Genomic DNA, 8,998 nt, shown 5'->3' on the forward strand with positions numbered 1-8,998 from the left:
ATGGCCGCGGTGAACCATCCGGCGACGAGTCGCGCCGCCGGCGACGCGATCGGTCCGCTCGGCAGCGTGCCCGAGCCGCGCGGCTGGCAGACCCCGATCGGCACCGCGCTGGTCGAAGCCGGGGTCATCGATGCGGCGCAGCTGCAGGACGCGCTGGCGTTGCAGGCGCGTTGGCGTTCGCGCCTGGGCGACGTGGTGCTGGCCCAGCGCGGGGTCACCGCGCTGCGCTTCTACACGGTGCTGTCGGCGCATTTCGGGCTGAACTTCGTCAACCTGCTGCAGCAGCCGATCGACTCCGCCCTGTTCGAGCCGGAGCGCCTGGCCGACTATGCGCAACGCCTGGTGCTGCCGTGGCGGATGGAAGAGGGCCGGCTGGTGCTGGCGGTGGCCGATCCCGGCCCGGAGACCTTCGCCTGGGCGCGCAGCCAGTACGGCGCTGACGTGCGCTTCGTCGGTACCTCCAAGTTCGATGTGGTCTGGGGCCTGCAGCAGCAGGCCGATGCGCAGCTCACCCACGATGCGCTGAACCTGCTCGCCGAACATGCGCCGGAGCACTCGGCCAAGCAGGTGGTGACCCGCAAGCAGGTGGTGTCGCTGTGCACGGTGGCGGCGCTGTTGCTGCTGGCGCTGGCGATCTGGCCGGTGCCCAGCCTGATCGCGATCAACAGCATGGTCGGCGTCGCCTTCGTGGCCACGTTCGCGCTGAAGTTCGCGCTGGCCTGGCTGGGTGCGCGCCGCCGCATCGAGATCAAGGTCACCGACGCCGAAGTGGCCGCGCTCGGCGACGAGGATCTGCCGGTGTATACGGTGCTGGTGCCGATGTACAAGGAGCCGGACGTGCTGCCGATCCTGGCCAACGCCCTGCGCCGGCTCGACTACCCGACTTCCAAGCTGGACGTGAAGCTGGTGCTGGAGGCCGACGACACCGAGACCATCGAGGCGGCCAAGGCGCTGGGCCTGGAAGCGTTCTTCGAGATCATCCGGGTGCCGCCGTCGCAGCCCAAGACCAAGCCGAAGGCGTGCAACTACGCGCTGCAGTTCGCGCGCGGGCAGATGCTCACCATCTACGACGCCGAGGACAAGCCGGAGCCGGACCAGCTCAAGCGCGCGGTCGCCGCGTTCCGCAAGTCGCCGGCCGACGTGGCCTGCATCCAGGCGCGGCTGAACTACTACAACGCCGACGAGAACTGGCTCACGCGCATGTTCACGCTGGAATACACGCTGTGGTTCGACTTCTACCTGCCGGCGCTGGAAACCCTGCGCATCCCGATCCCGCTGGGCGGCACCTCCAACCATTTCCGCCTGGACATCCTGCGCAAGGTGCGCGCCTGGGACCCGTACAACGTCACCGAGGACGCCGACCTGGGCGTGCGCCTGACCCAGCAGGGCTACCGGGTCAGCGTGGTCAACTCGACCACGTTCGAAGAAGCCAACGTCAGCATTCCCAACTGGATCCGGCAGCGCTCGCGCTGGCTCAAGGGCTACATGCAGACCTGGCTGGTGCACATGCGCGATCCGGTGCAGCTGTACCGCTCGGTCGGTTTTCGCGGGTTCTGGGGCTTCCAGTTCTTCGTCGGCGGCACCTTCTTCACCGCGCTGATCGCCCCGCCGATGTGGTTGATCTACGGCATCTGGGCGCTGACCGACACGCATGTGTTCAATCCGTTCTTCCCGCCCGCGCTGCTGTACCTGAGCCTGCTCAATTTGATGCTGGGCAACGGCTTTCTGATCTACATGACCTTGTTGGCCGCGTTCAAGCGCGACTACTTCCGGCTGGCGCCGTATGCGCTGACCGTGCCGCTGTACTGGCTGCTGCAATCGGTCGCCGCCTACAAGGGCCTGTGGCAGCTCATCCGCAATCCGTTCTACTGGGAAAAGACCACCCATGGCATCAGCAAGCACATGGCCGAAGAGCGCCGCGCCGCACTCGACGACTGACACGCCGCGGCGCCCGCGCGGCGTGGCGGTATTCGTGGCCACCGCCGCGCTGCTGGCGCTGCTGTGCCACCGGTTGCTCGCGCACGGCTACATGAGCGACGACGCGATGGCGCAGTACGCCAAGCTGCTGCTGTTGCGCGACGCGGCCGGTTTCCGCACCGAATACCTGGGTTTCCTCTACGCGCAGGCCTCACTGTACCTGGGCCTGTTGATCGGCGGCGTGCCGGGGCTGTCCACCCCGTTGCTGCCCTACCTGGTGGACGTGCTCGCCGGCGCGGCGCTGGTGAGCCTGCTGTGGCGCGACCTCGCCGCGGGCCTGGGCCGTGCCTGGGCCTGGGGCCTGTGCGCGGCGCTGGTGCTGCAGCCGTTCTTCCTGTGGCCGACGCTGTCGGGCAACAACCAGGGCCTGGGCCTGCTGCTGTTCTACCTGACCTGCCGCGCGCTGCGCCATCTGCGTGGCGATCCGGAAGCCTTCGCCTACCTGCGCCTGGCGCTGGGCCTGTGCCTGCTGTTCTTCGTCGACGAACGCGCCTGCTTCCTGGCCTTGGCGATGGCGCCGTGGCTGGGCGTGATCGCGCCGCAGGGCATGCTGCGGCGCGCGGCGCTGTCGTTCTATCTGGTCTGCTATCTGCCGTTCCTGTTCGCGGTCGCGACCTGGATGTATCTGAACTACCTGTTCTTCGGCGATGCGTTGCTGTTCGTGCGCGACCAGCATTCGGCGTTCCGCGGCAGCTACGCGCAGGCGGCGCTGCAGCCCTGGCTGCAGCAGGCCATGGCGCGGCCGTGGTGGCCGCCGCTGTACCTGTTGTTGGCCGGGCTGGTCACCACGCCGTTGCTGTTGCTGGTGCGGCGCACCCGGCTCAGCAGCACCTGGCGCTGCGTGCTGGTGGCGACCGCCACCGTGATCGGTGCCGGCACGCTGGCGGCATGGGCGCGCTTCAGCGCGCAGCCGCTGGATTTCCTGGCGCTGATGCTGGTGCCGACGGCGCTGGTGCTGGGCGACCTGCGCCGCGAACTGCGTTGGCTGGCCTTGGCCTTGCTGCTGCTCGGCGCCGTCGCCAGCGGCTGGGTCATCGCGCAGACCGCCGCCTCGACCACCCGCGACTGGGCGAGCGCCTTGCGCGCGCCGGTGGCGCCGCGGCATCCGGACGAAGCGCGGCTGGGCGCCTGGCTGGCCGAGGCGCGGCTGCCGACCCTGCTCGACGATCGCGCCGGCTACGCGGTGATCGTGGCGCGCGGCGATGCGCAGGGCCTGATCCTGCCGTTCGACCCGCGCTTCAAGCGCGCGCTGGACGACCCGCGGCAGATGCCGGCGCAGGTGGTGGTGGCCGACCCGGCCAGCCAGGCCGGGGTGCTGGACAGCGTCAACCGGCGCCTGCCGCAGCTGTGGCAGCAGGGCCTGCCGGGCTACAGTCTGGTCTACCGACAAGGGGCCTACCGGGTATGGCGTCGATTGCCTTGAGGTGGCTGGCCGGCATGCTGTTCGCGATGAGCGCCTGCGGCTGCGGTGCGGCCACGCCCGCGGCAGCGCCGTGGATGGGCGCCAACGTCAAGGTATCGGCGCAGGCGCCGTGGGGCAGCGACGCGGCGCAGCGCTCGCTGCAGCAGTTGGCCGACGCCGGCGCCGAACGCGCGCTGCTGGTCGCCTTCGTCTGGCAGGCCACGCCGCAGTCCGACGCTCCGGTGCTGGGCAGCGACAGCAGCGTGGAGCAGGTGCGTGCCGGGCTGCGGCAGATGCGCGCGGCCGGCCTGCAGCCGGTGCTGAAGGTGCACCTGTGGATCCCGGGACATTGGGCCGGCGATGCCGCGCCGGCCGATCGCGCCGCCTGGTTCGGTGCCTACCAGCGCGTGCTGCTGCAGCTGGCGCAGGTCGCCGCCGACGAACGGGCCGAGGCCTTGATCGTCGGCACCGAATTGCGCGGCCTGCAGGACGCGCCGCAGTGGCCGGCGCTGGTGGCGGCGGTGCGCCAGGTCTATCGCGGTCCGCTGGGCTATGTGGCCGATGGCCTGGAGCAGGCCGAGCGTTTCGGCTACTGGGACCGCTTCGATTTCGTCGGCACCAGCCTGTACCCGGCGTTGTCGGCGGTGCCGGCGCAGCGGCTGACGCAGATGCGCGCGGCGGCGGCGCGGGTGCAGGCGCTGGGCACGCGCAGCGGGCGTCCGGTGTGGGTGGCGGAACTGGGCCTGCGCTCGGCGCGCGGCAGCCTGGCCGCGCCCTGGGAAAGTCCCGAGCAGCGTACCGCCGCGGTGGATACGGCCCTGCAGGCGCAGGTGCTGCGGGACTGGCGCCGCGTACTCGGTGAACAGCGCATCGCCGGCATCGCGCTGTGGTGCTGGTACACCGATCCGGACGCCGGCGGCGCGCACGACAGCGATTTCACCGTGCAGCACAAGCCGGCGCAGGCGGTGCTGGCGCGGCACTGATTCCTGCAGGCGCGATGCGGGCGCATAATCGCGCAATGATCATCGATTCGCTGCTCGACACCGACCTCTACAAGTTCACGATGATGCAGGCGGTGCTGCACCAGCATCCCGGCGCACAGGTGGAATACCGCTTCAAGTGCCGCACCCCGGGCATCGACCTGGCGCAGTTCCTGCCGCAGATCTCCGAGGAGATCGATGCGCTGTGCGCGCTGCGCTTCCGCGCCGAGGAACTGGACTACCTGCGCGGCCTGCGCTTCATCAAGCCGGACTTCGCCGATTTCCTGGGGCTGTTCCATCTGGACCGCAAGTATCTGCAGCTGCAGGCCTCGACCACGGTGCCGGGCGAGATCGAGCTCAGCCTGCGTGGGCCGTGGCTGCACACCATCCTGTTCGAAGTGCCGCTGCTGGCGATCGTCAACGAGGTCTGGTTCCGCAACACCGGCGGCGACGATCATGCCGAGGGCCTGCGCCGCTTGCAGGCCAAGATCGCGCTGCTGCGCGACAGCAGCGGCTACGGCGGCTGCGCGATCGCCGATTACGGCACCCGCCGGCGCTATTCGCGGGCCTGGCACGGCGAGCTGCTGCCGGTGCTGCAGCAGACCCTGGGCACGCAGTTCGTCGGCACCAGCAACGTGTATTTCGCCCGCCGCTACGGGCTGACCCCGCTGGGCACGATGGCCCACGAATACCTGCAGGCGTTCCAGGCGCTGGGCCCGCGGCTGCGCGATTCGCAGGCCGCGGCGCTGGAATCGTGGGCGCGCGAGTACCGCGGCGACCTCGGCATCGCCCTGTCCGACGTGGTCGGGCTGGACGCCTTCCTGCGCGACTTCGACCTGTACTTCTGCAAGCTGTTCGACGGCATGCGCCACGATTCCGGCGACCCGTTCGAATGGGGCGAGCGCGTGCTGGCGCACCTGCAGCGGCACCGGGTGGACCCGCGCGGCAAGGTGCTGGTGTTCAGCGACGGCCTGGACATCGACAAGGTGATGCGGCTGTACGCGCATTTCCACGGCCGCTGCATGCTCGCCTTCGGCGTGGGCACCAACCTCACCAACGACCTGGGGCCGGCGCCGCTGCAGATCGTGATCAAGATGGTCCGCTGCAACGGCCAGCCGGTGGCCAAGCTCAGCGACTCGCCGGGCAAGAACCTGTGCGACGACCCGGCCTACCTGGCCTATCTGCGCCAGGTGTTCGACGTGGCCGCCGATCACCCATAGTGGGACGTGTGCCTGCCTCGCCCCGGCCGGTTGCGACGAGAATGGCAGCGATCGTTCGGCTGGGAGGGACTTTGCTGTGGCGCAGCAGTGGGCTACCATTGGCTCGCAAAGTGAGAGCTGTGTCGCATTAGAGGCAGTGGCCGCCATATTGACATCGGGCTTGCTGGGTACCCTTGGCGGTTACCAGCCGTGCCATTTTTCCATCAGAGGCAGCACCCGATGAGCTCTCCCGAGCTACAGACGCAGTTTCGCACCCAGGCCTGTTCGCGGCAGTGGCGCGGTTTTCTGCGCGCGTTGGCCCAGGAGTTCGCCGCGGAACTGTCGCCGGAGGACATGGCGCTGCTGATGGCGCGGATCGGCCGCCGTTTCGCCGGCGAGCACCGGATCGGCGCCTGCGCGACGCTGGACGAGCTGCAGGCCGAGGTCAACCGGTTGTGGGACTGGATGGAGTGGGGGTATGCGCGCTTCGAGGAGCAGGCCGACCGGGTCGACCTGTACCACGTCGGCTCGCCGTTGCAGATCGCCCTGGCCGGGGAGGCGGCTGGCGCGGATGGATTCCTGGAAGGGGTGTACCACGCCTGGTTCGAGCAGGCCGGCATGTTGGCGGGTCTGGGGATCCGCGCGGTGCCGGTCGTCGAGGAGGATGTCCGTCGTTTCGTGCTGTGCCGGGTCGCCTGAGCGGGCCACCCGATTCCACCGGCTACAAAAATCATCTCAGGGGGTGATCGATGTCCAAGAAAACCGACCATGCGGGCGCCGATGCGGCCGATGACATTTCCAGCCTGTTCGCCAAGCTCGGCAGCCAGGGCGCCAGTGCGTACCAGGACTTTTCCGGCGTGCGGCTGAGCGCGCCGGAACCTGCCGCCGCCGAACCGGCGCTGGCAGCGGCACCCGCGCCGACGCTGTCGGTGGTGCGTGCGCCAGCCGAGCCGAAGCTGGTCGTGGCGTTGCCTGCGGCCAGGCCGGTTGCGGCCGAACCGGCGGCCGCCGCCGCCAAGCCCGCGTCGCCGGAGCTGGCACTGCCCGCGTCGGCAGGCACGGCCACGCCGCTGATCCAGTTGTTCCAGCGCCTGCTCGACAGCGGCCGCGATCGCGCGCCGACGCCCGACAGCCCGCTCAAGCGGTTCCAGATCCGCTGACCCGCGCGCGGCCGCTGGCGCCGCGCATCGCCGTCCTGTCGCCGCGCGGAGGGGAAACCGCGCGCCGGCCTCGCCCCTCCCGCTAGGAATCGCTGATGAGCGCTGCGTCCGCATCGCGTACCGGTCAACCCATGCATACACTGGCCAATTGGTCGCTGTGGGCGCTGGGCGCCTTGTTGTTGGTGTTCGTGGTCGCCATTCCGATGGACGTGCCGCAGCAGATGCTGTTCTCGCTGGTGGTGTTCGCCGCGGCGCTGCTGCTGCGCCGCAGCGGCAGCCGGCTGGCCGTGCTGGTGATGATGTCGCTGTCGCTGGCGATGTCCTCGCGCTACATCTGGTGGCGCATCACCCAGACCATGGGCGTGAGCAGCGTGGTCGATCTGAGCCTGGGCCTGGGCCTGCTGCTGGCCGAGGTGTATGCCTTCACCATCCTGGTGCTGGGCTATTTCCAGGTGCTGTGGCCGCTGAACCGGCGCCCGGTGCCGCTGCCCGCCGACCAGAGCGCGTGGCCGACGGTGGACCTGTTCATTCCCACCTACAACGAGCCGCTGTCGGTGGTGCGCTCCACCATCCTGGCCGCCAGCGTGATGGACTGGCCGGCGGACAAGCTCAACATCTATCTGCTCGACGACGGCCGCCGCGACGAGTTCCGCGAGTTCTGCGTGCAGGCCGGCATCCACTACGTCACCCGCACCAACAACTTCCACGCCAAGGCCGGCAACATCAACGCCGCGCTGAAGAAGTCCAGCGGCGAGTACGTGGCGATCTTCGACTGCGACCACATCCCGACCCGTTCGTTCCTGCAGGTGGCGATGGGCTGGTTCCTGCGCGACCGCATGCTGGCGGTGGTGCAGATGCCGCACTACTTCTTCTCCGCCGATCCGTTCGAGCGCAACCTCGGCAACCACGGCAAGGTGCCCAACGAGGGCGAGCTGTTCTACGGCCTGTTGCAGGACGGCAACGACCAGTGGGACGCGACCTTCTTCTGCGGCTCGTGCGCGGTGATCAAGCGCAAGCCGCTGGAGGAAGTCGGCGGGGTGGCGGTGGAAACGGTGACCGAGGATGCGCACACCGCGCTGAAGCTGCACCGGCGCGGCTACCGCAGCGCCTACATCACCGTGCCGCAGGCCGCCGGCCTGGCCACCGAGAGCCTGTCCGGCCACGTCGCCCAGCGCATCCGCTGGGCGCGCGGCATGGCGCAGATCGCGCGGCTGGACAACCCGCTGCTCGGCAAGGGCCTGCGCCTGTCGCAGCGGCTGTGCTACGCCAACGCGATGCTGCACTTCTTCTACGGGCTGCCGCGCATCATCTACCTGACCGCGCCGCTGGCCTACCTGTTCTTCGGCGCGCATGTGATCCACGCCTCGGCGCTGATGATCCTGGCCTACGCATTGCCGCACATCATGCAGGCCAACCTGACCAACCTGCGCACCCAGGGCAAGTTCCGCCACCTGCTGTGGAACGAGGTCTACGAGACCACGCTGGCCTGGTACATCCTGCGCCCGACCCTGGTAGCGCTGTTCAATCCCAAGCTCGGCAAGTTCAACGTCACCCCCAAGGGCGGCCTGGTCACGCGCAGCTATTTCGACCGGCAGATCGCCAAGCCCTACCTGTTCCTGCTGGTGCTGAACCTGGCCGGCCTGGCCGCCGGGGCGATGCGCCTGGTCTACACCGATGCCACCGGCGAAGCGCAGACGATCTGGTTCAACCTGGCCTGGACCGTCTACAACGTGCTGCTGCTCGGCGCCACCATCGCCACCGCCAGCGAGATGCGCCAGGTGCGCCGCTCGCACCGCGTGCCGCTGGACATCCCGGCCACGCTGTACCTGCCCGATGGCCAGGAACTGGCCTGCCGCACGGTCAACTTCTCCACCGGCGGCATGGCCTTGAACCTGGTCGAGACGGCGCCGGTGGAGCCGGATACGCTGGTCGACGTGGGCCTGTCGCAGCGCAATGTCGAACGGCGCCTGCCGGCGATCGTGCGCCACGACCGCGACGGACACATCAGCGTGCAGTTCCGCGCCATGTCGATCGAGCAGGAGCGCTGGCTGGTCGCCTGCACCTTCGCCCGCGCCGACATCTGGGTGTCGCAGTGGGGCCGCCACGACCGCGACAATTTCTGGAAATCGATGGGCCAGGTGTTCGCGGCGAGCATGCGCGGCTTCCAGCGCCTGGGCCAGCATGTCGGCGACAGCGTGCGCGGCGGCTTCCGTTCGCGTCCGGCCGGCGAGGAATCCGCGCCGTGAGCCGCGTTTGTCCGTCTTTCCTTTCCTCTTTCTT

At 69.1% G+C, this 8,998-nt stretch carries 7 protein-coding genes; all 7 read left to right on the plus strand.

Annotation, left to right across the window (positions count from 1 at the left end; genetic code table 11):
* The 7 genes from NRY95_03865 to bcsA all read left to right on the plus strand — a co-directional run bounded on the left by NRY95_03865 (position 1) and on the right by bcsA (position 8,964).
* Positions 1–1,938 (plus strand): glycosyltransferase, encoded by a 1,938-nt coding sequence (locus NRY95_03865; protein UYC17114.1) that lies wholly within the window; start codon positions 1–3, stop codon positions 1,936–1,938.
* Positions 1,939–1,960: 22 nt separating this feature from the next.
* Complete coding sequence (locus NRY95_03870) at positions 1,961–3,400, plus strand: hypothetical protein (protein UYC17115.1); 1,440 nt, start codon at positions 1,961–1,963, stop codon at positions 3,398–3,400.
* Entirely contained in the window at positions 3,382–4,362 is a 981-nt protein-coding gene (locus tag NRY95_03875; protein UYC17116.1) for a glycosidase-like protein, read from the plus strand. Before NRY95_03870 ends, NRY95_03875 begins: the two co-directional genes overlap by 19 nt.
* A 35-nt stretch (positions 4,363–4,397) precedes the next feature.
* Positions 4,398–5,579, plus strand: coding sequence for a nicotinate phosphoribosyltransferase (pncB, locus tag NRY95_03880; GenBank protein ID UYC17117.1), 1,182 nt, complete (start codon positions 4,398–4,400; stop codon positions 5,577–5,579).
* A gap of 219 nt (positions 5,580–5,798) precedes the next feature.
* Entirely contained in the window at positions 5,799–6,257 is a 459-nt protein-coding gene (locus tag NRY95_03885) for a hypothetical protein (GenBank protein ID UYC17118.1), read from the plus strand.
* Between the two features lie 50 nt (positions 6,258–6,307).
* Positions 6,308–6,718 carry a hypothetical protein gene (locus NRY95_03890; protein UYC17119.1) on the plus strand — a complete coding sequence of 137 codons (411 nt, stop codon included), beginning with the start codon at positions 6,308–6,310 and terminating at the stop codon, positions 6,716–6,718.
* A gap of 95 nt (positions 6,719–6,813) precedes the next feature.
* On the plus strand, positions 6,814–8,964 hold the full coding sequence (gene bcsA / locus NRY95_03895) for a UDP-forming cellulose synthase catalytic subunit (protein UYC17120.1): 2,151 nt from the start codon (positions 6,814–6,816) through the stop codon (positions 8,962–8,964).
* Positions 8,965–8,998: the final 34 nt, after the last annotated feature.

Origin of the sequence: Xanthomonas campestris pv. phormiicola, assembly GCA_025666215.1 — a bacterium.
Classification (GTDB): Bacteria; Pseudomonadota; Gammaproteobacteria; order Xanthomonadales; family Xanthomonadaceae; genus Xanthomonas_A; species Xanthomonas_A campestris_A.